Origin of the sequence: Nonomuraea roseoviolacea subsp. carminata (assembly GCF_024172185.1) — a bacterium.
Lineage (GTDB): Bacteria > Actinomycetota > Actinomycetes > Streptosporangiales > Streptosporangiaceae > Nonomuraea > Nonomuraea roseoviolacea.
Window position 1 is genome coordinate 8,607,213 of sequence record NZ_JAMZEC010000001.1, and the last position, 22,133, is coordinate 8,629,345.

A 22,133-nucleotide genomic window follows, 5' to 3' on the forward strand; every position below is an offset into this window, starting at 1 on the left:
GACATCCCCTTCCCGTCTGGAGCGTGCGCATGGTGTCAACCTCTGCCCCAACCCGGTCGCGGCAGCGAATGGCGAACAAGGTGCCCCTGGTCACCGCCACCTTCTGGGTTATCAAGATCCTTTCGACGACGGTCGGGGAGACGTTCGCCGACTACCTGTCGGTCAACGTCGGGCTGGGTCCGGTGGTCACCGATGGTCTGGTGTTCGTCGTGCTGGCAGCGGCCCTGGCGCTGCAGCTGTCCTCCCGCCGCTACACCCCGTGGATCTACTGGCTGAGCGTGGTCCTGGTGAGCATCTCGGGGACGCAGATCACCGACTTCCTCACCGACACCCTCGGGATCAGCCTGTACGTCAGTACGACGCTGTTCGCGGTGCTGCTGGCCGTGGTGTTCGCCATCTGGTACCGGCAGGAGATGACCCTGTCGATCACCGCGATCAACACGCCCCGGCGAGAGGCGTTCTACTGGGGCGCCATCCTGACCACCTTCGCTCTGGGCACCGCGGCCGGCGATCTGGCCACCGAGGCGTTGAGCATCGGGTTCCGCAACGGCGCACTGCTGTTCGGCGGCGCCTTCCTCCTCACGCTGCTGCTGTGGCGGGTCGAGGCCTGGCAGGTGCCGGCGTTCTGGGCCGCCTACATCCTGACCCGCCCGCTGGGCGCCGCCGTCGGTGACCTGCTGACCCAGGACGACGGGCTCGGCGGTCTCGGCTTGGGCGCGACCCGGACCAGCGTGCTGTTCTTCGCCACCATCGTCGTGCTCGCCGCCCGCGAGCAGGTGGTCGCGACCAGAGCCCGCCGTACGGACGCGCACGCCGAAGGCAAGTCGGGCCGGGCGAGCCTTGGCCGCCCGGCGGACCTGATGTGGGCGGCCGCCGGCATCGCCGCCGTCGTCGGGATCGGCGGCTGGATGTCGGCCGGCGCCGCCGACCAGCCTCCCGCCTCAACGGCGTCCGCCGACTCGCCGGGGACGGCGGCGAAGGGCCGGACGTCGGCGAAGACTCCGCAGGCACGGCATGTGGTGTCGGCCAAGCTCGGGGACCTGTCCTCCTTCGCGGTCATCGTCGACGACGTCAACGCGCTGACCGCCAAGGGTGATCTCGCCGGTGCGAAGACTCGGATCAAGGATCTCGAGGTGGCCTGGGACTCCGCGGAGGCCGGCCTCAAGCCCCGCTCCCCCAGTGAGTGGCACGCCCTGGACGACGCGATCGACGGAGCGCTGACCGCGCTGCGAGCTGACCACCCGGCCCAGGCACAATGCACCACAGCGCTGCAAACCCTCGAGAAGACCCTGAATCACCAGCAGGGCTGACCCGCTCATGGCTCGACGTCACCCGCGCGGGTGAGGCATCCTACGATTGAGGCCTGTAGTAGATGCCTGGGGTGATGGACATGACCACGTCGCAACCGCGGCAGCCGGGGGAAGAACCTCGGCGACGGATGTCGGGGCGGCGTCCGCCTGGCGTCCTCGAGCAGGCGATCCTCGACTGCCTGACCGCGGCCGATAGGCCGCTGACCCCCGGTGAGGTTCTGACCCGGCTGGGCACAGAACTCGCCTACACCACGGTCATGACGACTCTCGCGCGGCTGCACAAGAGAGGGCTGGCCGAGCGAGAGCCCGCCGGCCGCGCGTACGCCTACCGAGTGGCGTCCGATGCCGGGATGGCGCAAACGATCGCCGTGGCCGCGCAGATGCGCCGGGTTTTCAGCACGGGTGACGACCGTGCCGGCGTCTTGGCCCATTTCATCGCCGATCTCGGTTCCGAGGATGAGCAGTTGCTCACCGAGCTGCTGCGCGATCTCGAAGCCAGCCGCCACGGGAAGCCTGCCCGCTCCGATGACAGCGGTGGGCCGGACGACAACCCGACGTCGGCCGGCGAGTAAGCGATGGCGTGGCTGGTGTGGTCACCGCTGGTGGCGAATCTCGTGCTCGGCCTTCTCGGCCCATGGATGGCCCGAACCCTGCCACCGGGGGCCACCGTCCGGTTGGTACCGGCCGTGATGGTGGTCGTGGCCCTGGGCGCCGGGATCGTGCTGACCACGCTGGGTTTCTGGTCGTTCGCGCAGGTCCCGCAGGTGGCGCTGCTCGGGAGCTGGTCGGCGGGACGGCTCGGCCACGAGCAGCCGTGGCCCGTGGAAGCCGAGGCGGCGGCCGGAATCTGCGCCGCGTCCCTGCTCGCCGCAGCTGTGACCACGACCGTGCGTATCGTTCGTGACCTGTTCAGAGCAGCGCGGGCGTCCCGGCGACTGATGCCGGGGCCCGACGGGGTCGTCGTCGTGCCTGACAGCCTGCCGGAGGCATATAGCGTGCCGGCGCTGCCCAGAGCCCCCGCACGCGTCGTCGTGACAACCGCTCTGCTGCGCGCTCTGGACGATGACGAACGCCGCGTCGTGTTCGCCCACGAGGCGGCTCACGTGTCCGGTCGGCACCACGTCCACATCCAGCTGGCGCAACTCGCCTGCGCGGCCAACCCCCTCCTGCGCCCCACTGCTCGCGCTGTGCGATTCGCGGTCGAGCGTGCCGCCGACGAGGCCGCAGCACGTCAGGTCGGCAGCCGTCACCTGGTTGCCCAGGCGCTGGCCCGCGCCGCCCTCGCCAAGGCGGCCGCGCTGCGAGCCGCGGGCGATGCCGGCGGCCGTGGCCTCGGGTCCACCGGCATGTCACCCGTCAGCCTGTCGGCCACCGACGGGCAGGTCGCCAAGCGCGCGACCGCCCTGCTGACTCCGGCGCCGCGCCCGCGCCGCGCTGTCGCCGTCGGGTTGCTCCTGCTCACCACGGTCACGCTCGTGGGTGCCTTGGCGGCCATGGACCAGCTGGACGATCGGCTTGACCAAGCCGCGATGCCGTTGGCGTGTCCGGCGGCGAAATTTGCGCACGGTTGCTGACAGGCCTGCCCGTCGCCTTTGCCGCTCCGTCAGGTGTTCTGCAGGAGAGCGGCGGTGTGGCCGTGGCGCAGGAGGCGGCCGCGCACCCGCCTGGTGCCGGACGCCGGCCGGGCGAAACCGCTGTGCTCCTGCGGTCTCGCCCGGCCTGTCCAGGGCGGCACGAACGTGCCGGTGCCGGTGGTGGCGGCGCCCCATGAGCGCCCGAATGCCCCGGCTGGAGCTTGCACACGTAGACCGGCTGGCGCGCATGAGCGCCCTCCTGCAACGGCGCCCACTCGGCGTCGCAGTGATCAGGGCGTTTCTCCGTGCGCGGTGTCACAGTTTGGCGGGCACTGGTGCTCGACGCCCTGCCCCTTGGCATCCTCGTGGGTGTCGCCTTCGGCCTTGGCGTTGTTGCCCTCGTGCTCGCCCGACTTCTCGTCGGGGTCGGGCGGCTGTGTGGTGGCCGTCAGCGGGGTCGGGTGGACCTGTGTGATGGACGCGGTGCCCGCGATGTCCGAGCGCACCGTGGCGGAGGACGCGGCATTCGAGCCGAGTCCCAGCATGGTGATCGTGGCGACGGCAAGCGCGGCCAGGGTCATCAGAAATGTTCGCATCGTCCAGTCATCTCCTTTCGACATCGTGTCGACGAGTTACGACCGTAGCTCCGCGTTGATGTAAGGACGGTGAAGCGTCACGGCCGGGCTGACGCAGGGGCGTACACGGGCTCTACATGTGCGGGGCCTAGCATCGGTTATATGCGGGTGCTGGTGGTCGAGGACGACATCCGGATGGGTGTCCTGCTCCGGCGTGGCCTGGCGGAGGAGGGCTACGCCGTCGATCTCGCCACGGATGGCCAGAACGCCATCTGGCAGGTGTCCGAATGCGCCTACGACGTCATCGTGCTGGATGTGATGATTCCGGGCTATGACGGATTCGAGGTCTGCCGCCGGATGCGTGCCGCCGGGCGCTGGGCACCGGTGCTGATGCTGACCGCCCGTGACGCCGTGGCCGACCGGGTCCGAGGTTTGGACGCCGGCGCCGATGACTACCTGGTGAAACCGTTCTCCTTCAGCGAGTTGACGGCGCGGCTGCGGGCGGTGGTGCGGCGTGGCGCGCATGAGCGTCCCGCCGTGCTGCAGGTGGGCGATCTGCGGCTGGATCCGGCGTCTCGGCAGGCGTGGCGCGCCTTTGCGGAAATCGAGCTCACCGCGAAGGAGTTCGCGGTGCTGGAGCTGTTCCTGCGGCATCCCGGCGAGGTGCTGACCCGGACGCAGATCCTTGACCATGTGTGGGACTTCGCCTACGACGGCGTGTCCAATGTGGTTGACCAGTACGTCGGGCTGCTGCGCAGGAAGATCGACCAGCCTTTCGGGCGGAGCGATCTGCAGACCGTGCGCGGCTTCGGCTACCGGTTGCGAGAACCGCGCGGAGGCTGACATGCCGATAAGGGTGCGGCTGCTCGTCGTGTACCTCGTCGCCTCGACGGTGTTGGCCGTGTCCGGGGGGATCGTGTTCGAGCGGCAGCTGCGCGATGGTCTGATCACGTCGATGGACACTGCGCTGCAGGCGCGCGCGGGGGAGATCGCGCAGGTGGTGCCCGAGGCCGGCACCGAGTTGAACTTCCAGGACGAACCGGAACGTCTTACCTCCTCAAGGGCGACCTTCGCCCAGATCTTCGCCCCTTCTGGAGAGCTGGTTGAGGCATCGGAGGCGACCGGCCGGCGACCGCTGCTGAACGCCGCCGAGTTGGCCACCGCACGGCGCTCGGCCGGCTATCTCACCCGCCGTCTGAACGGCGAAGTGTTGCGGCTGCGGGCTGAGCCCGTGGCCCGCCCTACGGGAAAGTGGACCATTGTCGTCGGCGGGTCGCTGGAACCGTCGCAGAGCGCCATCGCCCGGGTACGCCGGGACTTGCTGGCGGCCGTCGCTGGCCTCGTCCTGCTCGGCACTGCCGGGGTGTGGCTACTGGCCGGCACGGCTCTGCGACCGGTGGAACGGATGCGGCTGGCGGCGGAGGACATGCATGTCCGAGACCCCGCGTCCCGTCTGGAAGTGCCGGCTACGCGTGATGAGATCGCTCGGCTGGGCCATACGTTCAACGATCTCCTTGCCCGCCTGCAGGAGGCCATGCGACGACAACGCCGGTTCGTCGCCGAGGCCGGGCATGAGCTGCGCAGCCCCTTGGCCGTCCTGCAGGCGGAGCTGGAACTCGCCGCCAAGCCGGGCCGTAGCCGGGCCGAGCTGGCCGCGGCGGTGGACAACGCCGCGGAGGAAAGCCGGCGCCTCAGCCGGCTCGCCGACAATCTGCTGTTCCTGGCGCAGAGCGATGAGGGTGTCCCGCTCGCCCGGCCGCAGCGGCTGCCGCTCGCTCCCATCCTGAGCAGGGCGGTGGACGCCGTCACCAAGCGCGCATGCCGGCGCGCTGTCGGCCTGCGAGTCGACGCCCCAGCCGGTATCACCGCCGACATCGACCCGGACCGGCTACGCCAGGCCCTGGACAATCTCCTGGACAACGCGCTCCGCGCCACGCCGCCGGGTGGTGACATCATCGTCCGCGCGCGTCGCCAGGACGGCCGGATCCTTATCGAGGTGATCGATTCCGGGCCCGGTTTCCTTGAGGGCTTCCTTCCTTCCGCGTTCGAACGGTTTCGCCGTGCCGATAACACCCGCACCCGCGACGGCGAGGGCGCGGGGCTGGGCCTGGCGATCGTGCAAGCCGTGGCCGAAGCTCACGAAGGGAGCGCCGAGGCGGCGAATCAGCCGGCGAGCGCAGGGGCCGTGGTTCGCATCATCCTGCCGCGGTGACCGGCAGAGGCAACCATCGCCTTCCCAGAGCGCAAGACCCGCGTCTGACGCTCAGCCTTCGACCATGGGTGCGGTCCGGTACGCGCGCCATCCGCGCCGCCACGATCAACCGCCCGCTTCGCCCCTTTTCGACTGGGCACGCGACCTGCATGTTCGTTCGGCACGCGGCATCATCGCGCGCCCGGCTCTGTGGCCACGCGACGAACTCCTAAAAGATCTTCCTGTGCGTCCAGGTTTCCGCAGAGCCGGTGAGCCTCGGCGGCCGGTCATCGGAACACGCCGGTGTGGCCGAGGGAGTAGCGTCCGGGCTGGGGGTAGAAGCAGAGGCCGTGCGGCCCCTGGCCGACTTTGATCTTGTGGAGGAGTTTGCCGGTTTCGGTGGAGAAGACGTAGACGACTCCGTGGTACCTCCCGGAGAGCCAGAGCTGCTTGCCGTCCGCCGACACCCCGCCCATGTCGGGTGAGCCGCCGCCTGGGATCCGCCATCGTTCGACCACCTTGCGACGGGTGAACGAGACGACGGAGACCGTCCCCTCGCCCCGGTTGGAGACGTAGAGCAGCCGCGAGTCCCTGCTGACGTACAGGCCGTGCGCGCCCTTGCCGGTGCGCAGGAAGCCCACCTGCCGGAAGGTGGTGGCGTTGATGATCCACACGCCGCCCGCCATCATGTCGGCGACGTAGAAGCGGCGGCCGTCGGGCGAGAGCTTGACGTCCTGCGGCATGTTCCCCGCCCGCACGCTGATCACCTTCTTCACGCGGTGGCGCCGCCAGTCGATCGCCACGAGCTGGCCGGAGAACTCGCAGCTGGCCAGGAAGACGGATCCGTCGGCGGTGAAGTCGCCGTGGTTGACGCCCCTGCACGGCAGGTCGAGGGAGCGGATCAGGCGCATCGTGTGCGGGTCGCGGAAGTCGAGGCGGTTGTTGCGTTCGGCCATGACCAGGGCGTACGAGCCGTCGGGGGTGAAGTACAGGTTGTACGGATCGCCCACGGGCACCGGCTTGCCAGGGCGGCCCGTGACCGGGTTGATGGGGGTGAGCCGGTTGCCCTTGTTCTCGTTGACCCACAGCGTCTTCAGGTCCCAGGAGGGCACGACGTGCTGGGGCAGGGCGCCGACCCGGTAGCGGTGCACAACGCGGAAGGTTCGCGGGTTGATGACGTCCACCGTGTTCGACTCGCTGTTGGGGACGTACACGCGAGGGGTCAGGTTCTTGACCCGCGGGCTGAGCATTCCTGGCCTGTCATGGGCGTAGACGTCAGTGGGTGTTTCGCGCGCGGGTGCCTGGACGTGCTGCTGCCGCGGTGGCGACCGCAGCGGCGACGCGGACTCGGGGACCGCCCCCATGGGGGCGGGCGGCGCACCGCAGGAGGCCGCGGCGATGGCGGTCGCAACCACCATGCTCGTCATCCACCGCAGTCGCATGCCCCTCAGCCTAGAAAGGCGCGCGGCAACGCTGGCCGATACTGAGGTCAACGTCACGATCGCACAAGGCCAACGTATGGCATCTCTCTTTTGCTGCGGCTAAAACCTTGGCCGAAGGAGGACTGCAGCGCATGGCCGCGCGCACCCTGGTCGTGAGTCGCGATCTCGACACTGATGCCGCCACCCGTCCGTACAACGAGGTCTACGCCATCGTCGGTGCTCTGGTGCAGGGTGCGAAGCGGGCCTTCCAGCGGCCGGGCAGGTCGGTCTGCCTCCAGGCTCTGGCATACGGCGGCAGGGGCACGCTGGTGTGGACCATGACCAGCCGGTTTCCGCGTTCCATGGCCTGGCGGATGCCGGCCGGAAGGCGGTCGGGGAACCGCTGGGCGATGGCCAGCGCGTCGCAGCCGAGCAGGTATCCCATCTGCGCGCCAGCCTGGCCGTAGATCACGCAGGGCGGGCGCACCCCCAGGCGGCGCAGCTCCTCCACAGCCAGGCCCATCCGCGCCCTGTCCCGGAGGGTGTGGGCCGCTATCCGATGCGCGTACGTGCCTTGGAGCGTCAGGTGGGCGAGCACCCCGACGGCCAGCAGCACGATGACCGGAACCCACCACCGGCCGCGCGGTCGCAGCGCCGTTACGGCCCCCGCGACCGGCAGCGACAGCAGGGCATATGCCGGCATCAGGAAGCGCGGAGCGACGTAACCGACATAAAACAGGTACGGTAGAGCGATCGTGACACCGGTGATCGTGGCCAGCAAGACGGGGCCGAGACGGTGAGCACGCCGGGCCAACCACAGGCCGAGGACGGTCATCGCGGGGATGGCCAGCGCCCATGCCAGCGCGACCGGCGAGACGTCACCGCATTTCACGCCGAACCGGCACAAAGACGGGCCGTCCAACGCCCGCGCATGCTCCACAAGGGACACGGTCAGGCCGGTCACGTTGGCCTTGCTCGCCTCGCGCAGCCGGGCGGCGATGCCACCGTAACTCAGTTCCGCCTCCACCAGCCACTGCCCCCAGCCGACGGCCAGTCCCACCACGATGGCGGCGAGCGGTACGAGCGCGCGCCGCCCGAGCACAACGAGTGCCGCGCAGGCGAGCGGCAGCGACAGGAACAGCGCATCCGAGGGCCGCATCAACGACACGACGGCCAGCGATCCGGCCAGCCCGGCCGGCACCCCCCCAGGAACGGGTGACCGGCTCGGCGGGGCCGATCACCGCGTGTCCAGAGCGGCCGATGGTGATCCCGGCGACCGAGCGGGAGCGGACGGCCAGCACGACCAAGCCGGTGACCGCGACCCCGCCAAGCGCGACGTACAAATTCGGCATGGCCTCGTTACCATAGAACAGCGACAACCAGCACCCGCCGAACAGCAGCGCCGCGAGCGGAACGGACCGCTCAGCGCGCACGCGCACCCAGACGAGGAACGCGCCGAACAGGGCAAGGGAGGACACCGCGGTCAGAAAAAGGCGCAACGCGAACACCGAGTCGGTCACCGCCACCACCGGGGCGACCAGCAGCGGAACCTCCCGCGCGCGGGGCGCGCTGAAGGGCGCAGGCGGCGCGTGGGCCGCGTACTGGCTCGCGTAGATGGCCTCGTCCCAGCCGATGCCCATCCGAGGTGAGACCACCACGAGCTGCGCCACACCGTACAGGACGCTGACCAACGCGAGGAGCACGGTCGGATGTCGCCACGGAACGCCACATCAAGGCGACGGCCGCTGGCGCACGCGGGCGAGTGGCCGTCATGCTGAACTCCGAGCTAGGCAGACGAACGTCGCCTACCCGAGCCCACCTACCGCGACACAGCGGGGACCGTTGCGCCTGTCCACCTTTGTTCGGATATGACGGGTGCGCTGACCAGGTATTTCGCCATCTTTTACCCCCGAGTGGCCATCCCTGCCAATCGGCGCCGATGGTGCGCCTTCCGTATGTCCGGTCTGTGGTCTGGGGAGCCGGCCAGCATCAAGCTGTCGGACCTGAACATCATCTGCGTCGTGCTCGCTGCGGCGTCGAGGAACTCTTCATCCCCGACTCCGGCAAGGTCCAGCGTCCCACCGAGGAAACACCCGACCAGCCCGCTGCAGCGTCATCGTCGTCCGGTGGGCCGGCGGTGACGCCCAAACGCCGAGATGGCAGGCCGCTCCCACCGCCGTGACCGAAGCCCGGATCAAACCAGGTAAGCCGGGCGTCCTCGATACATCACCCGGATCGCTTCAGCCACCTGCGGCGACAGCTCCGGCCACGGACGCGGCTGCACAGACACCGAAACACTCCAACCGCAGCCGGGATGAGGGGAAACGGCCGCCCTTCATGATCCACGCCAGCTACCGCCAAGTCACGGACCACACCCCACGCGCGCCACGAGTTAGCCAGCAGGGTCAAGGGCAAGGACAAGCCCGAGTCCCAGAAGCAGGCCAACCGCGCCCACGCCAAACTCCGAGGACCCGGTGAGCGCGCGAACGCCCAGCTGAAGAGCTGGAAGATCCTCCGAAAGCTCCGCTGCAGCCCGTCCAAGGCTGGTCACCTGTGCAAGGCCATCGCCGTCCTTCAAAACCACCGCATCGCCCAAGCGGCGTGAGGATGAAATGAGTTCACTGATCGAGATCTGTCGGTAAGCCGATTTCCGGATCCGCTTGTTTTAAACCGACGCGACCCATTTTTCCGAGAATTGGCATTCAAGCCTATTAGTGAATACTGCCGCAGTCAGACCGCCAGCCTCGAACCCTGGCGCCCTCTTGCATGTCCGAACTACCGCAAAAGCGAGACACAGCCCCTTCTCGCCTGACCGATCCGGCAGGATAGGCGGCCAGATCAAATACTGACAGCCGTTGGTATGGACTTACAAATGTCGCACGCGGCCACAAAGAGTTACACCCGAAACGCATGGTACGCCTGACAGGGCCCCTGGAGCCCACGGTTTCGTCTCCCACGAAACCGTGGGCCCCCTTGGAACCGAACAGGAAAGGAAACGTATGAAAATGCGTCTCATGCTCGCTGGAACAGCTGCGGCGGCGAGCCTCAGCCTGTGGTGCGCCACGCCAGCCATGGCCGACCAAGCAGCTTTGAAGGTGTCCGTAGACTGCGGCGACGTCATTGGGCTCATCAACGCCATCGTTCTGGTGAACGCGAACCCCCAGGGCGGCACGGTCACGCTGGCCGAGGACTGCGCCTATCGCTTCGAAGACGACTTCGCGGACTCGGGCAACGCTCTACCGGCCATTACCGGAAAAGTCAGCATCATCGGCGACGACTCGACCCTGATCCGCTCGTCGCGAGCCGGAGTGAACCTGTTCCGTATCCTCGCGGTCAACGAGAACGCCGAGCTGACTCTTAAGGACGTCACCGTGACCGGTGGCGACACCGAGGGAGACGGCGGCGGCATCGCCAACGAGGGCAAGCTGTGGCTCTTCTACAGCACCGTCGCCGGAAACCAGGCCGGCGGCGACGGCGGGGGCATCTCCAATGAAGGCGGCACCGTCACCCTTTATGGCAGTCGCGTGCTGACCAATGTGGTCACAACCCCGGTCCTGGGCGAGGCCGGGGACGGCGGCGGCCTCAGCAACAACGCGGCCGGCATCCTGATCCTCAAAAAGACGAAGGTCACGGGCAACACGGCGGACGAGGACGGCGGCGGCATCCAGAATCAGGGCACGCTCTTCCTGGAGCGGACCGACGTCGAGAACAACGAGGCTCGCGACGACGACGGCGGCGGCCTCAACAATCTCGGCACCGCGACGATCAAGGACAGTGAGTTCGAGCAGAACTGGGCCGGCCTCGAGGGTGGCGGCATCAACAACAGCGAGGACGGGACGCTGTCCATCAGCGGTACGTCCTTCGAGGAGAACGTCTCCGGCCAGGATGGCGGCGGCATCAACAACGAAGGCACCGCGACCCTGAACAAGAGCGTGGTCGAGGAGAACCAGGCCGGCCGCGACGGCGGCGGCATCAACAACGAGCAGGACCCGCAAGCCGACCAGACCCTGCTGACTCTCGCAGACAGCAAGGTCACGGAGAACCGGGCGGCCAGAATCGGCGGCGGCATCAACAACTGGCTCGGTGCCAAGGTTACGCTCCTGTACACCAAGATCTTCAAGAACAGGCCCACCAACTGCGCGGGGATCGTGCCCGGCTGTAAGGGATGACACAGTCGCCGGGTAAGTGACGGCCGCATGAGCAGGCCCCAAGGAAAATCTCCTTGGGGCCTGTTGTCATTGGGCCATACGGCTCGCGCGGGAGGCGGTGCCCGAGCGGCAGGCCTCACGCTGATCGAGCTGCCGCGCACCGCCGACCTCCCACACCCCGATGCCGCTGCCGCGCCAGATCCAGGAGGCGTACGCGACCCGCATCGCCCAGCTGCCGGACGGAGCCCAGCTGATGATCCTGGTCGCCGCCGTTGAGGGCACCGGCGACGTGGGTACCGTGCTGCGGGGGTAGCGGCCCAGGTGCTCCAGGACGGCGCCGAGGTTGTGGTGGGCGACGGCGGCCTCCCGATGCTTGCCGGCCTGCTCGGCGGCGGTGGCGGCCAGGGTGTGCAGCTCAGCGGTGTCGGTCAGGCAGTGGCGCAGTCGCAGCGGCTGGGTGAGCGCCGCGGGCAGCCGCCAGGCAGCGTCCATGCCATGCTCCGCGGCGTGGCGGGTGGCTGCCATCATGTTCTCGTGCTCGTCCTGCAGAAACGCGCGTCTGGCGGCCCGAGCGGCCTGCTCCTCGCCCTCGCTCTCAGTGGCGCCCTCGCCCCCGGTGTCAGTGTCGGTGTCACTGTCCGGGGTGAGGTCATCGGGGACGATCAGCTCCTGCAGTTTGCCGACCGAGGTGGCCGACAAACGTGCCACAGTCGTCTCGGTGAACTGCCGCTCGAACATCGATTCCGCCGCGCCCAGGACCCGCTCGATCCGGGTCGTCTTTGGCGGCTCGATCCGGTCCTCACGGCAGCGCGTCAGCAGTGCGCTCCGCAGCCGGTCCCGCGACATCTCCACCGGACAGATCTTGTCCGCCAGCCAGTCCGCGAGCTTGTCTTCATCGCCCATCGTCGGCTCTCGGAAGCTGTGTAAGTTCCGGATCTGCGCCCGATGATTCTTGATCGTCCGGCCTGACCAGTCATAGGAGGCGAACAAGGCCGCGTCGACCTTGACCTGCCCAGCCATGAACTCCACCGCCGGCCGCGGGATGTCCTCCCGGGCGAGGAAACCGCGCCTCCAACTCGAAGAACTTGAGCATCAGCCCGAAGCCCAAGCGCGTGGCCCCGGACTTGTTCGCCAACAAGGCGAGCTCCTCCTCATCCAGCGTCCAGCACTCGATCAGGTCTTCCAGCTCCCACTCACGTCTCACGTCCGCAGGCGCGGGACTTCTTGCAATGGCGAAACAGGGACCGCAGGACGCTGAGCGTGTGATGTCGCTCGTGACCAGTGAGAGCGTCGACTGCGAGGATGTCGTCGCGAGTCACCTCCCGCAGGTGGTCATAGCGGTCGGACCAGGTCAGCAGCGCGGGGCGCACGGCGCGCAGGTAGGCCCACACGGTTTCAGGGCTGCGAGGCCGTGATCGGGGACCACCTTCCCGCAGGGTTCGGAGCCAGTGCTCGACCTCGGCGTGAATGGCTGGGGTCAGATCGGCGAGGCTGCGCTCCAGCCAGGACTCGAAAGCTGGGATGCGATCGTCTTCCACCAGGCCGATCTGGTCGAGGATCTCAACGGTGCGTTCGACACTCAATCCATAGGCGCGCCGTACCGGGAACAGCTCGGAGTGGCGGATCTTGTCACCGTCGGCGGTGCTGAGCAGGATGACCAAGCCGCGGTCGACATCGCTGAGCACTCGGCCGGTCCAGCCGCGTGCCTCACCGATGGTCTTGGCGGCATGGCGTGCGCGGACCAGCCAGGGGTTGGTCGGGTCGGCGTGTCGGCGCCGGTCGAAGCGGCCGAAGTCTCTGCGGACCTCGATCGGCAACTTGAGCTGGAGCCAGCCAGCCAGCCGGCGGGCGGTGCGGGTTGCGGCGACTGTGGCGGAGGACGCCGACTCCTGCGGCGCCCACGGCGCCCGACCGGCGAGCTCCTCGAACGCGGACGCTGCAAGTCGGCCAGGAAGAGCTGCTGATGGCGGATCTTGCGCAGGAACGGCTCCAAAACGGTGCCCCGCGCCTGAGGTGAAGTACTGGCCTCCAGACTGGCTTGAATCCAGCACAGCCGGCAGTATCCCTTCTTCAGCGCAACGATCCGGTGGCAGGCCGCGCACTCACCGGGCTCGTGATTCACGCCGAAGGACTGACACGCTCCGCAGAACAATCGCAGCGGCAATGATCCCCAGGCCAGGCAGCCGGTGCAGGTCGAGGGCGGTCGGGGACATCCGCGACGGGTCATGTCACACCGGCGGCAGGGAGCGTCCGTCCCGCCGCCTGGGGGTCACCGACGGACCTCCGGACGAGACTACTGAGGGCTGCTGACCGGACTGTTCGTCGGTGCGCTTGACCTTGTCGGGTTCGGGGATGAGCAGCTCGTCGACACCGCAGCCCAGGACGGCGCAGATGACGTCGAGGTCGTCGAGTTTGATGCTGGCCGGCTCGCCCGACCATAGCCCGGACATCTTCCCGGCGCTGATCGTCAAGCCTCGGTCGGCGAGCATGCGCTGCAGCTCGCTGGCCTTCCAGATACCGCGGTTGGCGGCGGCCAGCCGCAGGTTCCACCTCATGTGCTCTCCGTATGCAGGGTGGGTAGCCCGGCCGAGTGCCGGACTGCGGTCGCCGCGAGGGCGCGGGTGACCGGGTCCAGGCCGGTGAGCGCGTCGCGCAAGTCGACCGGGATGCCGCCGCTCATGCTCGCGGCGATCCGCAGGACGGCGCGTTCGCCACTACTGCAGGGCAGCCGTCCGGAGTCCAAGGCGGTGATCGCCTCCTCCCAGTCGACGAACGCCAGCGTGCTGGCCACGCTGTTATCGGTGGTGATGAACTGCTCGACGAAATCGGGCCGATGCAGCCAGATATCGGAGTCGATGAGCAGTTCGACACCGGCGCGGACGCAGGTGAGTCCGGTGGCGCCGAGTGTGAGCGCGCAGGCCAGATCCCGCTGAGCCCAGTAGCCGCCCGTCGGTTCGGCGGGGTGCGCGGTCACGATGTCCGTCCCTTCCCGAGTCCCGTCAGGCGGGCGGCGGCACGCTGCTGGCCTGCGATCCAGGCGTCCTCGATGTGGGTTCCGGGTTCATGGACGTACTTCATCGTGGTGGCCACCCAGGCATGCCCGAGGACGGCTTGGACCGCCAGCAAGTCCATCCCGCCCAGATAGAGCTGGGAGGCGCAAAAGTGCCGCAGGACATGCGGCGTGAGAACCTCGGACCAGTCTGGCAGATGGCGTTCGGCGCTCCCCGAGAGCGCCGTGCGGAGTGTCTCGTCGCCGACCCGGGCGGCGCTGCCGTCGATGTTCTTGCGTTCGGAGGGCAGCAGCGGGACACCTGGTCGGGTGTGGTCATCGCCGAACTGCCCCCAGACATCCTCCACGAACCAGCGCAGGGTGAACGCCGCGTTGTTGATCAGCGGGACCATCCGTTCGCGCGGTCTGGACCCGCGGGCGCCCTTGCCGTGCCGGACATGCAGCTTCCCGAAGCGGCCCAGGTCCCACTTGATGTCGGCCAGGTCGAGCTTGCAGGCCTCGTTGACCCGGAGCCCGACCTCGCTCATCAGCTTGGCGGCGGTGTAGTTACGCGCGGCCGGGCGAACTTGCGGCAGGTGGCCAGGTCCTCGCGCCAGCCGGCGAATAGCCGGTCGACCTGCTCGGCGCTGAGCGGAATGCGCAGCCGGGCCTCCTGACGGCCGCGGGGCCGGTTCATCTCATCGATGGGGCACTCGACCACGCGGCCGGTCATCTGGTGGATCTCCACCAGATGACCGGCCGCAACTCCAGGAACACGAAGAACGTCTTCAGCGCCTGCGCGCGCGACAGCCGGGTGCCCTTGGCCGTGGTGCGCAACACCTTGCCGAAGTACACATCGGCGTCGGCAGGCTCCATCTCCCACAGCGGACGGCCGAACCAGGCGCGCACCTGTTCCAAGTGCATCACGTCAGAGGAGATCGTCCCGTCCTACAACCCCGCCGCCGCTCGCGCCAGTACGAACCCGGCCAGCACGTCGGTCTCCAGCGCCTCCAGGTCCTCGGGCGTGGCTGGAGCACGCGCCACCCGAAGATCCCTCACCACCGCCAGGCCCAACTTCGGCCTCCTCGCCTTTACCCAGTCAGCAAGAAGCTCGGACACACCGACAGAGATTCACAAAGAGTGAAGCTACTTCAACCCAACGTGATCGAACTGGAGAAGGTGGAAAGTCCCAGCTCCCAGGCCACAACAGCGGCAACCGGGGCGGTAGAGACGGTCGGGAACTCAGGGGTTATTTCTTAAACGGGCGACCGCCGCGCCGTACCCGAACTCCGGCTTGTCGTCGCTCAGGGTCAATACCGTAAGCGAATCGCGACCTTAGCCATAGGTGTCCTTATCAATCCTGGTCAGAGGCAACTTCGTTGGAAATTTCTTCATTGCTACCGGGACCCCTTCAAGATTTCCTACGAGGTCTCCGGCGATGGCCCTGCGGTGGTGCTTCATCCGGGCATGTTCCAGGACGGAGCACATTGGGCGCACAGCGGGTACACGTCCGCCCTCACGTCCACCTATACCGTGATCGCCATTGACCCGCTCGGCCTGGGTGGGAGCGACGCTCCGCATCGGGCCGAGGACTATTCGCTGGAACGGCGGGTGGACTCGGTCACGGCGGTGCTGGACGAGGTAGGCGTCGAAAGGGGCGCGTTCTGGGGATACTCGCTCGGCGCCATGACCGGTTACGCGGTCGCCGCGCATGCGCCCGACCGGCTGACCTGCCTGGTGGTCGGCGGTTTTGATCCCATCGATGGTTTCCGCTCTGCGGTCGGCCCTACGCTGCGTCTGCTCGACCTGCCCGCCGACACCGACGCGTACCAGCTGATGAAGCAAGGCGCCGCTGCCGATCCCTATCAGGCTGCCCTGATCGAGGCAGGTGATCCTGCTGGTTTCCGCGCCAATTATGAGGCGTTCTCTCGCGAGCCTGGACTCCATCGGGAACTTGCCGACTCCGGCGTGCCGATGCTGCTGTACGCGGTCACAGCCGACCCTTGGCACGAGCCGATGCAGGCCTTCGCCGAGCGCTCAGGCGTCCACTTCTTGTCCATCTCCGACGCAGATCACAAGGGCTGCTGGGACAGATCGACCGACGTTCTGCCAACGGTGCTGCCGTTCCTGGCCGCTAACGCTGGCATGCCGTGAGCAGGGCCACGCCTGTGGCGACGCTCAGCTGATCTGTGGCCGGGCTCGCTTGTCTACGTGCTGCTGTTCTTTCTCGGCGCGAGGACGATGACCACTGCTCGTCCCGCGTCAAGATCGTTCGTCCTCGGCTTCGCCTGCGGGCGCTGCATCTTGACCCGCTCCTCCCAGCGGCGGACCAGGCGCGTTGCCGAGGAAGAACAAAGAAAATGGTCAGCCGACGGCCTTGCCGGCGACGGCATCGGCCTGAGCGCGGGTCTGGGCGAGCCGGTAGGACTTGGTGCCGGTCTCGATGATGTTGCCGCCGTAGGTGAGCCGGTCCACGATGGCGGCGCAGAGCCGAGGTTCGGTGAATGTCTTAGTCCATCCCGAAAACGACTCATTTGAGGCAATTGCGACGCTGTTGGTCTCTTCTCTTTCGGTGAGAACCTGAAACAGCAGTTCGGCTCCATGCCGATCAAGCTCCATATAGCCGAGCTCATCAATACATAGGAGATCCACGCGGCCGTAGCGGGCGATGGTCTTGGTCAGAACCTTCTCGTCAGCGGCCTCGACCAGCTCGTTGACCAGCTTGGCGGCCAGGGTGTACTTGACCTTGAACCCGGCCATCGCGGCCTCGGTGCCCAGCGCGATGAGCAGATGTGACTTACCCGTCCCCGAATCGCCGATCAGACACAGCGGCTGATGCTTGCGCACCCAGTCGCAGTTGGCCAGCGTGTGGATGACGGCTGGGTCGACGTGGGGGTTGGCGTCGAAGTAGAACTCGCGCAGTGACTTCTGCCGCGGGAAGCTCGCCATCTTGATCCGCCGGTCCGCGGCCTTGCGGGCGCGGTAATCGCACTCGGCCATCAACAGCTCGGCCAGGAAGCCGAGATAGCTCATCTGGTCACGCGGGGCGGCGGCGGCCAGCTCGACGAACTGGCTGCGGATGGTCGGCAGCCGCAACCGCTGGCAGGCCTGGTAGATCGAGGCTTCGGCCGCTTCGTCAGTCAGGGCGCGGCGGTGAAAGGTGGTCATGGCGGCTCTCCCTCGGATGCGGGCCGGCCGCCGGGGCGGCGGCGCAGCAACTGGTCATAGACCGCCACCGACGGCAGCGGCCGGGTGTCGGGCGGCAGCTGGGCCAGCCGCCGGGTGGTCAGCGACACCACCGCGGGCTCATCCAGCCAGGCCAGCCGTTCCGGCCGGGGCGGGGCCGGCTCCGGACTGTCGTCGGCCTGAGCGATCTTGCGAGCCTCCAGCGCGACGGCATCGGCGGTCAACGCGCCCACCTTCAACGCGGCCTCCATCCCCGCCACCACGTGCCGATGCTCCATGTGCCGGTGCAGCAGCAGCACCTCGATCAGCGCCCGGGTCCCCGTCCGCGTCCCCATGCTTGCGGCGGGCCGCGGCCCACCAGGCCTCGTGCGTGGCGGTGAAGGTGCCCGCGGCCCGGGCCTGTTCCAGCGCGGTGGCGCCGGGCAGCGCGCCGGGCTTGTGTGCCAGGGCCTCCAGGTAGTGGTCCAGCTCCAACCGGGCCCCGCCCTTGGCGATCAGCCGCTCGTGCCGGGCCACTTCTGCGCCCTTGTGATAGACGACCAGATGGGAGGCGAACAGCATGACCCGCACCTGGTGCCCGGCCAGGTGGATCGGCACCGAGTAGCGGTTGGTGCGCACGGTGATCTGTCCGTGCATGTTGACGCGCGGTGTCGGCAGCCGGCCGATCTCGAACGGCTCGACCGGCAGCGGCGCCAGCAGGGCCCGCTCGTGCGCGAAGCGTTCGCCGATGGTCTGGGTGCGCATCCGGATCCGGCGCTGCTCGTCTTTGATGTCCCACTGGTCGATCAGCGCGTTGAGCTCGCTGATCGAGGCGACCTCGGGGACGGGCACCAGGTGGTTGCGGCGGAACCAGCCGATCTGGCCCTCCACTCCGCCCTTCTCGTGCGCGCCGACCAGCCCCGGCCGGCAGTAGAACGCGTCGATCCCGGCCCAGCTGCGGAAGGCCACCCACCGCTCCGACTCCACCCGGGCCCGGGAGAAGCCCAGCACCCGGGCCACCGCGGGCTTGAGGTTGTCGTAGCGCACCTTGCCCGTGGGCACGCCGCCCAATACGGACATCGCATGCACGTGCCCCTCGAAGAAGGCCTCCTGCGAGCACGTGAGGAACATCCGGTGCACGGCCTTGCCCGACCACGACAGCCGGAACGAGAACAGATCACACCTGGTCAGCTCGCCCGCCAGGTGGATCCACACATCCCCGAAGTCCACCTCGGCCTCGGCCCCGGGCTGGTGGCTCTGCTCGATGAAGACCTCCGCCGGCGCCCGGCCCGCCTCCAATCGGATCTGCGGGCGGCGCTTTGCGACGTAGTCGCGGACCATCCCGTACGACACCTGCACCGCGCCGTGTTCCTCCAGCAGCCGGTCGAAGATGCGCTTGGCGGTGTGCCGCTGCTTAGGCGGCGCGTCAAGATCCACCCGCAGCATCTGGTCGATCAGCGGCTTGAACGCATCCAGCCGCGACGGGCGGGGCGGCAACGGCTTACGCGGCTCGGGCCAGACCGAGGCCAGCGCCTTCTCCACCGTGCGGAAGCCCACGTTGTACTTGCTCTGGATGGCTCGGATGGACAGCCCCGCTCGAGAATCGCGGCGGATCGCCGCATACAACTCGACCTTGGACTTGGGCTGCACCAGCGCCACCTCATCCCGCGAAGCACATCAATGCTCCCACCGCAAGCCCTCGGGCGCTGTTACTTCTCAGCGACATCACCTTGCAGCGGAAACGATCGCTGTCGCAGCAGACCGTCAAACGCTGTCACTTGTCATCGACAGAACCACCCGGTGGCCTACGACGGCCACCTCACCACCCTGCCGATGGGCCGGCACCTGCATCACGCGCTCGGTGAGGACTACGTCGCGCTGGCGCTCACCAGCGCCGCCGAGCACACCGTCGAGATGTATCCCGATGCCGACGCGCCCCTCGGCTTCACCATCGCCGACACCGCCCTCGCACCGCCAGAGCCCGGCAGCGTCGAGGCCGCCGCTCTGGACGCCGGAATCGGCCTGGCCCTGGTGGACCTGCGCCAGGCCCGCCACCGCGACCGGCTCCTCGACCTCACCCGCATCCGCGCCCAGAGCGGCACCATGACCATGCCCGTCGCCGACGCCTTCGACGGCGTCCTGATCAGTCCCACCGCCACGATGCAGGACGGCCTCGGCGCCTGACCCGTCACCCCCGCACGCCCTGTGGGGGTGACCGAAGAGCGTCCGCGTCATGCCGGGCCGGACCGATGACGACCGGCGTTCCGGAGAATTGCACGCGGAAGCCCGGGAGGAGGTGTCGGATCGGGGCGGTGCTGTTCGTAGCGAGGGTGAGGCCGCCCGCAAGGGGCGGCGCCGAGGCGGAGGAACCGCGATCATGAAGCTGACGACCATGACCCAGATCACCGTCGACGGAGTGACACAGGGAAACGGCGGCGCGTCGGACGAGGACCGCAGGAACGGATTCGAGCGCGGCGGATGGGCCCTGGGCGCGGGTGACGACGAGACCAGGACGTTCATCACGCGGACCTACCAGCGCGCCGACGCTTTCCTGTTCGGCCGGCGCACCTACGAGCTGTTCACCTCCTGGGAGTCCAGCGCGCATCCCATCGGCGTGGCCCTGACCGAGACCCCCAAGTACGTCGCCTCGACCACGCTCACCGCGCCACGCTGGAAGGGCACGACCGTTCTGCGCGGTGACCTGGCGGCGGCCGTCAGTGAGCTGAAGGCCAGGCCGGGAGGTGAGCTGCAGGTGCACGGCAGTGGCACCCTCGTCCGGTGGCTGCTGGAGAACGACCTGGTCGACGAGATGATTCTGATCGTGGTCCCGGTGATCCTCGGCCAGGGCGCGAGACTGTTCCCGGAGAACGGCCCGGATCTCGCGCTCGACCTGGCCGAGTCGCGGGTCGACACGAAGGGCGTGACGATCCAGGTCCACCGGCCGGCCGGGCGCCCGCGGTACGCGACGGCCTGAACGTCCCTGACCGGCACACATGGGAGATGATCTCCACATGCGCTACCTGATTTCCGTCATCGACGACAAGAACGATCCCGGCAGCACCGACAGGCGCCCTGCCATCAGCGCGTTCAACGAACGACTGATCGCCGAGGGCCACTGGGTCTTCGCGGGCGGACTCGCGGACACCGACACGGCCACGGTCATCGACAACCGGGGCGAGCAGGCGGTGTTCAGCGACGGGCCGTTCGTGGAGTCGAAGGAGTACCTCGCCGGCATCTGGGTGTGGGAGGTCCCCGATCTGGACGTGGCGCTCAAGCTCGCCGCCGAGGCGTCCAAGGTCTGCGACCGGAAGATCGAGGTGCGGCCGTTCCGATGAGCGACGTCGAGGAGGCGATCACCCGGGCCCACCACGACGAGTGGGCGCGGGTGGTGGCCGCGCTGACCAGGCGCTTCGGCGACCTCGGCATCGCCGAGGAGGCCGCGGCCGAGGCGTTCGCGACCGCCGTCGAGCGCTGGCGGGCCGACGGCGTACCGCCCAACCCGGGCGCGTGGCTGACCACCACCGCCAACCGCAAGGCCATCGACCGGATCCGGCGCGAGAACAAGCGCGACGACAAGCACAAGGAGGCTCAGATGCTGCTCGACGACACCCCGCCCGAGCCGCTGGGCGCCATCGACGACGACCGGCTCCGGCTGATCTTCACCTGCTGTCACCCGGCGCTGGCGGTGGAAGCGCGCGTGGCGCTGACGCTGCGCATGGTCGGCGGCCTGACCGTGCCCGAGATCGCCCGTGCCTTCCTCGTGCAGGCGACCACCATGGAGCAGCGCATCACCCGCGCCAAGGCCAAGATCAAGGCGGCTCGCATCCCCTATCGGATGCCCTCCGCCGACGATCTGCCGGCCCGCGTCTCCGGCGTCCTGGCCGTCCTGTACCTCATCTTCAACGAGGGCTACCTGGCCAGCGGCCCCGGCACCGATCCCGTACGACACGACCTGACCGCCGAGGCGATCCGGCTCACCCGCCTGATCCGCGCGCTCCTGCCGCGGAGCGGCGAGGTGGCCGGCCTGCTGGCGCTGATGCTGCTCATCGAGGCCCGCCGCCCCGCCCGCGTCTCGACCGGCGGCGAACTGGTCCCGCTGGCCGAGCAGGACCGCGGCGCCTGGGACGCGGAGCTGATCGCCGAAGGCCACCGGCTGGTGCGCGAACGCCTGGCCGCTGCCGCCGCCGGGGTGGCTCCGGGCCGCTACCAGATCCTCGCCGCGATCAACGCGGTGCACACCTCCGCCCGCGACATCCGCGACACCGACTGGTCGCAGATCCTCGCCCTGTACGACCGGCTCGCCCGCCTCGACCCCTCGCCGATCATCGCCCTCAACCGGGCCATCGCCGTGGCCGAGCTCGACGGGCCGGAGGTGGCGCTGGCCATCGTCGACCGCCTGGCCGAGGCGTTGGCCGGCTATCACGCCTACCACGCCACCCGCGCCGACCTGCTGCGCCGGCTGGGCCGCGGTCATGAGGCGCGCGCGGCCTACGACCGGGCCATCGAGCTGGCCGGCAACACCGGCGAGATCGCCTACCTCACCCGCCGCCGCGCCCAGCTGCGGTAGCGTCCGCGTCGTGGCCGCCCAGGAGGGGCGCCCTCGGCAGCCGCCGTGAGCGGTGAGGTGGCCGACCGGAGCGGTGAGCTCACCGCCGTCGCGGCCGAGGCGCCTCATCCGTACACGCCGAGGATCGCAATCCCCGGGACATTCACCGGTCGCCCCGGAGTGGCGCCGCCCTGGCATGGGGTGTTAGCGTCGC

21 protein-coding genes and 3 pseudogenes are annotated in these 22,133 nt (G+C 68.5%); 12 read left to right on the top strand and 12 right to left on the bottom strand.

Going from position 1 to position 22,133, the window contains the following annotated elements; genetic code table 11:
* The first annotated feature begins 80 nt into the window (after nucleotides 1-80).
* The 3 genes from HD595_RS39960 to HD595_RS39970 all read left to right on the top strand — a co-directional run bounded on the left by HD595_RS39960 (nucleotide 81) and on the right by HD595_RS39970 (nucleotide 2,884).
* Entirely contained in the window at nucleotides 81-1,310 is a 1,230-nt protein-coding gene (locus HD595_RS39960; protein WP_253778591.1) for a COG4705 family protein, read from the top strand.
* Nucleotides 1,311-1,390: 80 nt separating this feature from the next.
* Nucleotides 1,391-1,882 (top strand): BlaI/MecI/CopY family transcriptional regulator, encoded by a 492-nt coding sequence (locus HD595_RS39965; RefSeq protein WP_253778594.1) that lies wholly within the window; start codon nucleotides 1,391-1,393, stop codon nucleotides 1,880-1,882.
* 3 nt (nucleotides 1,883-1,885) lie between these two features.
* Nucleotides 1,886-2,884, top strand: a complete 999-nt coding sequence (locus HD595_RS39970; protein ID WP_253778597.1) for a M48 family metalloprotease — start codon at nucleotides 1,886-1,888, stop codon at nucleotides 2,882-2,884.
* Nucleotides 2,885-3,174: 290 nt separating this feature from the next.
* Here HD595_RS39970 and HD595_RS39975 read toward each other — a convergent pair whose 3' ends face one another.
* A complete protein-coding gene (locus HD595_RS39975) occupies nucleotides 3,175-3,480 on the bottom strand; it encodes a hypothetical protein (RefSeq protein ID WP_253778600.1) in 306 nt (101 codons plus the stop codon).
* Nucleotides 3,481-3,621: 141 nt separating this feature from the next.
* Between HD595_RS39975 and HD595_RS39980 the strand changes: the two genes are divergently transcribed.
* Both HD595_RS39980 and HD595_RS39985 read left to right on the top strand, forming a co-directional pair.
* Nucleotides 3,622-4,302 (top strand): response regulator transcription factor, encoded by a 681-nt coding sequence (locus HD595_RS39980; protein ID WP_253778602.1) that lies wholly within the window; start codon nucleotides 3,622-3,624, stop codon nucleotides 4,300-4,302.
* 13 nt (nucleotides 4,303-4,315) lie between these two features.
* A complete protein-coding gene (locus tag HD595_RS39985) occupies nucleotides 4,316-5,671 on the top strand; it encodes a sensor histidine kinase (RefSeq protein WP_253778604.1) in 1,356 nt (451 codons plus the stop codon).
* A 266-nt stretch (nucleotides 5,672-5,937) separates the two neighbouring features.
* Here the strand turns inward: HD595_RS39985 and HD595_RS39990 are convergent, their stop codons facing one another.
* Both HD595_RS39990 and HD595_RS39995 read right to left on the bottom strand, forming a co-directional pair.
* A complete protein-coding gene (locus tag HD595_RS39990; protein ID WP_253778605.1) occupies nucleotides 5,938-7,092 on the bottom strand; it encodes a YncE family protein in 1,155 nt (384 codons plus the stop codon).
* Between the two features lie 202 nt (nucleotides 7,093-7,294).
* The gene (locus HD595_RS39995; protein WP_253778607.1) at nucleotides 7,295-8,272 is read right to left on the bottom strand and encodes a hypothetical protein; all 978 of its coding nucleotides are present in this window, start codon (nucleotides 8,270-8,272) and stop codon (nucleotides 7,295-7,297) included.
* A gap of 1,173 nt (nucleotides 8,273-9,445) precedes the next feature.
* On the opposite strand from HD595_RS39995, the pseudogene HD595_RS40000 reads away from it, so the two are divergent.
* Nucleotides 9,446-9,676 (top strand): annotated as a pseudogene (locus HD595_RS40000) (transposase family protein); the annotation flags it as partial.
* A 409-nt stretch (nucleotides 9,677-10,085) separates the two neighbouring features.
* On the top strand, nucleotides 10,086-11,240 hold the full coding sequence (locus tag HD595_RS40005; protein WP_253778610.1) for a hypothetical protein: 1,155 nt from the start codon (nucleotides 10,086-10,088) through the stop codon (nucleotides 11,238-11,240).
* Between the two features lie 66 nt (nucleotides 11,241-11,306).
* On the opposite strand, the pseudogene HD595_RS40010 reads toward HD595_RS40005, so the two are convergent.
* The 7 genes and pseudogenes from HD595_RS40010 to HD595_RS40040 form a co-directional block, all read right to left on the bottom strand.
* A pseudogene (locus HD595_RS40010) lies at nucleotides 11,307-12,269 on the bottom strand (DUF4158 domain-containing protein); the annotation flags it as partial.
* A 143-nt stretch (nucleotides 12,270-12,412) separates the two neighbouring features.
* The gene (locus tag HD595_RS40015) at nucleotides 12,413-13,270 is read right to left on the bottom strand and encodes a hypothetical protein (RefSeq protein WP_253778616.1); all 858 of its coding nucleotides are present in this window, start codon (nucleotides 13,268-13,270) and stop codon (nucleotides 12,413-12,415) included.
* 177 nt (nucleotides 13,271-13,447) lie between these two features.
* Nucleotides 13,448-13,774, bottom strand: a complete 327-nt coding sequence (locus tag HD595_RS40020; RefSeq protein ID WP_253778619.1) for a helix-turn-helix domain-containing protein — start codon at nucleotides 13,772-13,774, stop codon at nucleotides 13,448-13,450.
* A complete protein-coding gene (locus HD595_RS40025) occupies nucleotides 13,771-14,193 on the bottom strand; it encodes a hypothetical protein (RefSeq protein ID WP_253778622.1) in 423 nt (140 codons plus the stop codon). Before HD595_RS40025 ends, HD595_RS40020 begins: the two co-directional genes overlap by 4 nt.
* Nucleotides 14,190-14,756 (bottom strand): site-specific integrase, encoded by a 567-nt coding sequence (locus tag HD595_RS40030; RefSeq protein WP_253778625.1) that lies wholly within the window; start codon nucleotides 14,754-14,756, stop codon nucleotides 14,190-14,192. Before HD595_RS40030 ends, HD595_RS40025 begins: the two co-directional genes overlap by 4 nt.
* Nucleotides 14,756-14,956, bottom strand: a complete 201-nt coding sequence (locus HD595_RS40035) for a hypothetical protein (protein WP_253778627.1) — start codon at nucleotides 14,954-14,956, stop codon at nucleotides 14,756-14,758. The genes HD595_RS40030 and HD595_RS40035 overlap by 1 nt, the downstream gene beginning before the upstream one ends.
* On the bottom strand, nucleotides 14,938-15,132 hold the full coding sequence (locus HD595_RS40040; RefSeq protein ID WP_253778630.1) for a hypothetical protein: 195 nt from the start codon (nucleotides 15,130-15,132) through the stop codon (nucleotides 14,938-14,940). The genes HD595_RS40035 and HD595_RS40040 overlap by 19 nt, the downstream gene beginning before the upstream one ends.
* 528 nt (nucleotides 15,133-15,660) lie before the next feature.
* On the opposite strand from HD595_RS40040, the gene HD595_RS40045 reads away from it, so the two are divergent.
* Nucleotides 15,661-16,362 carry an alpha/beta fold hydrolase gene (locus tag HD595_RS40045; RefSeq protein ID WP_308211385.1) on the top strand — a complete coding sequence of 234 codons (702 nt, stop codon included), beginning with the start codon at nucleotides 15,661-15,663 and terminating at the stop codon, nucleotides 16,360-16,362.
* A 210-nt stretch (nucleotides 16,363-16,572) separates the two neighbouring features.
* Here HD595_RS40045 and istB read toward each other — a convergent pair whose 3' ends face one another.
* Complete coding sequence (gene istB, locus HD595_RS40050; RefSeq protein WP_253778636.1) at nucleotides 16,573-17,376, bottom strand: IS21-like element helper ATPase IstB; 804 nt, start codon at nucleotides 17,374-17,376, stop codon at nucleotides 16,573-16,575.
* Nucleotides 17,373-19,023: pseudogene (istA, locus tag HD595_RS40055) on the bottom strand (IS21 family transposase). Before istA ends, istB begins: the two are co-directional and overlap by 4 nt.
* 150 nt (nucleotides 19,024-19,173) lie before the next feature.
* On the opposite strand from istA, the gene HD595_RS40060 reads away from it, so the two are divergent.
* From HD595_RS40060 to HD595_RS40075, 4 genes are all read left to right on the top strand, one after another.
* The gene (locus HD595_RS40060; RefSeq protein ID WP_253778639.1) at nucleotides 19,174-19,557 is read left to right on the top strand and encodes an erythromycin esterase family protein; all 384 of its coding nucleotides are present in this window, start codon (nucleotides 19,174-19,176) and stop codon (nucleotides 19,555-19,557) included.
* A 193-nt stretch (nucleotides 19,558-19,750) separates the two neighbouring features.
* A complete protein-coding gene (locus HD595_RS40065) occupies nucleotides 19,751-20,347 on the top strand; it encodes a dihydrofolate reductase family protein (protein WP_253778642.1) in 597 nt (198 codons plus the stop codon).
* A gap of 37 nt (nucleotides 20,348-20,384) precedes the next feature.
* Nucleotides 20,385-20,708 (top strand): YciI family protein, encoded by a 324-nt coding sequence (locus HD595_RS40070; protein ID WP_253778646.1) that lies wholly within the window; start codon nucleotides 20,385-20,387, stop codon nucleotides 20,706-20,708.
* Nucleotides 20,705-21,940, top strand: a complete 1,236-nt coding sequence (locus tag HD595_RS40075; protein ID WP_253778649.1) for an RNA polymerase sigma factor — start codon at nucleotides 20,705-20,707, stop codon at nucleotides 21,938-21,940. The genes HD595_RS40070 and HD595_RS40075 overlap by 4 nt, the downstream gene beginning before the upstream one ends.
* Nucleotides 21,941-22,133: the final 193 nt, after the last annotated feature.

What these genes read in the sequence shown, in the direction of transcription:
- HD595_RS40065 (WP_253778642.1), top strand. Translation starts at nt 19,751, where the DNA reads ATGAAGCTGACGACCATGACCCAGATCACCGTCGACGGAGTGACACAG.
- HD595_RS40030 (WP_253778625.1), bottom strand. Translation starts at nt 14,756, where the DNA reads ATGAGCGAGGTCGGGCTCCGGGTCAACGAGGCCTGCAAGCTCGACCTG.
- HD595_RS40075 (WP_253778649.1), top strand. Translation starts at nt 20,705, where the DNA reads ATGAGCGACGTCGAGGAGGCGATCACCCGGGCCCACCACGACGAGTGG.
- HD595_RS39970 (WP_253778597.1), top strand. Translation starts at nt 1,886, where the DNA reads ATGGCGTGGCTGGTGTGGTCACCGCTGGTGGCGAATCTCGTGCTCGGC.
- HD595_RS39990 (WP_253778605.1), bottom strand. Translation starts at nt 7,092, where the DNA reads ATGCGACTGCGGTGGATGACGAGCATGGTGGTTGCGACCGCCATCGCC.
- HD595_RS39965 (WP_253778594.1), top strand. Translation starts at nt 1,391, where the DNA reads ATGACCACGTCGCAACCGCGGCAGCCGGGGGAAGAACCTCGGCGACGG.
- HD595_RS40040 (WP_253778630.1), bottom strand. Translation starts at nt 15,132, where the DNA reads ATGCACTTGGAACAGGTGCGCGCCTGGTTCGGCCGTCCGCTGTGGGAG.
- HD595_RS39980 (WP_253778602.1), top strand. Translation starts at nt 3,622, where the DNA reads ATGCGGGTGCTGGTGGTCGAGGACGACATCCGGATGGGTGTCCTGCTC.
- HD595_RS40070 (WP_253778646.1), top strand. Translation starts at nt 20,385, where the DNA reads ATGCGCTACCTGATTTCCGTCATCGACGACAAGAACGATCCCGGCAGC.
- HD595_RS40020 (WP_253778619.1), bottom strand. Translation starts at nt 13,774, where the DNA reads ATGAGGTGGAACCTGCGGCTGGCCGCCGCCAACCGCGGTATCTGGAAG.
- HD595_RS39975 (WP_253778600.1), bottom strand. Translation starts at nt 3,480, where the DNA reads ATGCGAACATTTCTGATGACCCTGGCCGCGCTTGCCGTCGCCACGATC.
- istB (WP_253778636.1), bottom strand. Translation starts at nt 17,376, where the DNA reads ATGACCACCTTTCACCGCCGCGCCCTGACTGACGAAGCGGCCGAAGCC.
- HD595_RS40005 (WP_253778610.1), top strand. Translation starts at nt 10,086, where the DNA reads ATGCTCGCTGGAACAGCTGCGGCGGCGAGCCTCAGCCTGTGGTGCGCC.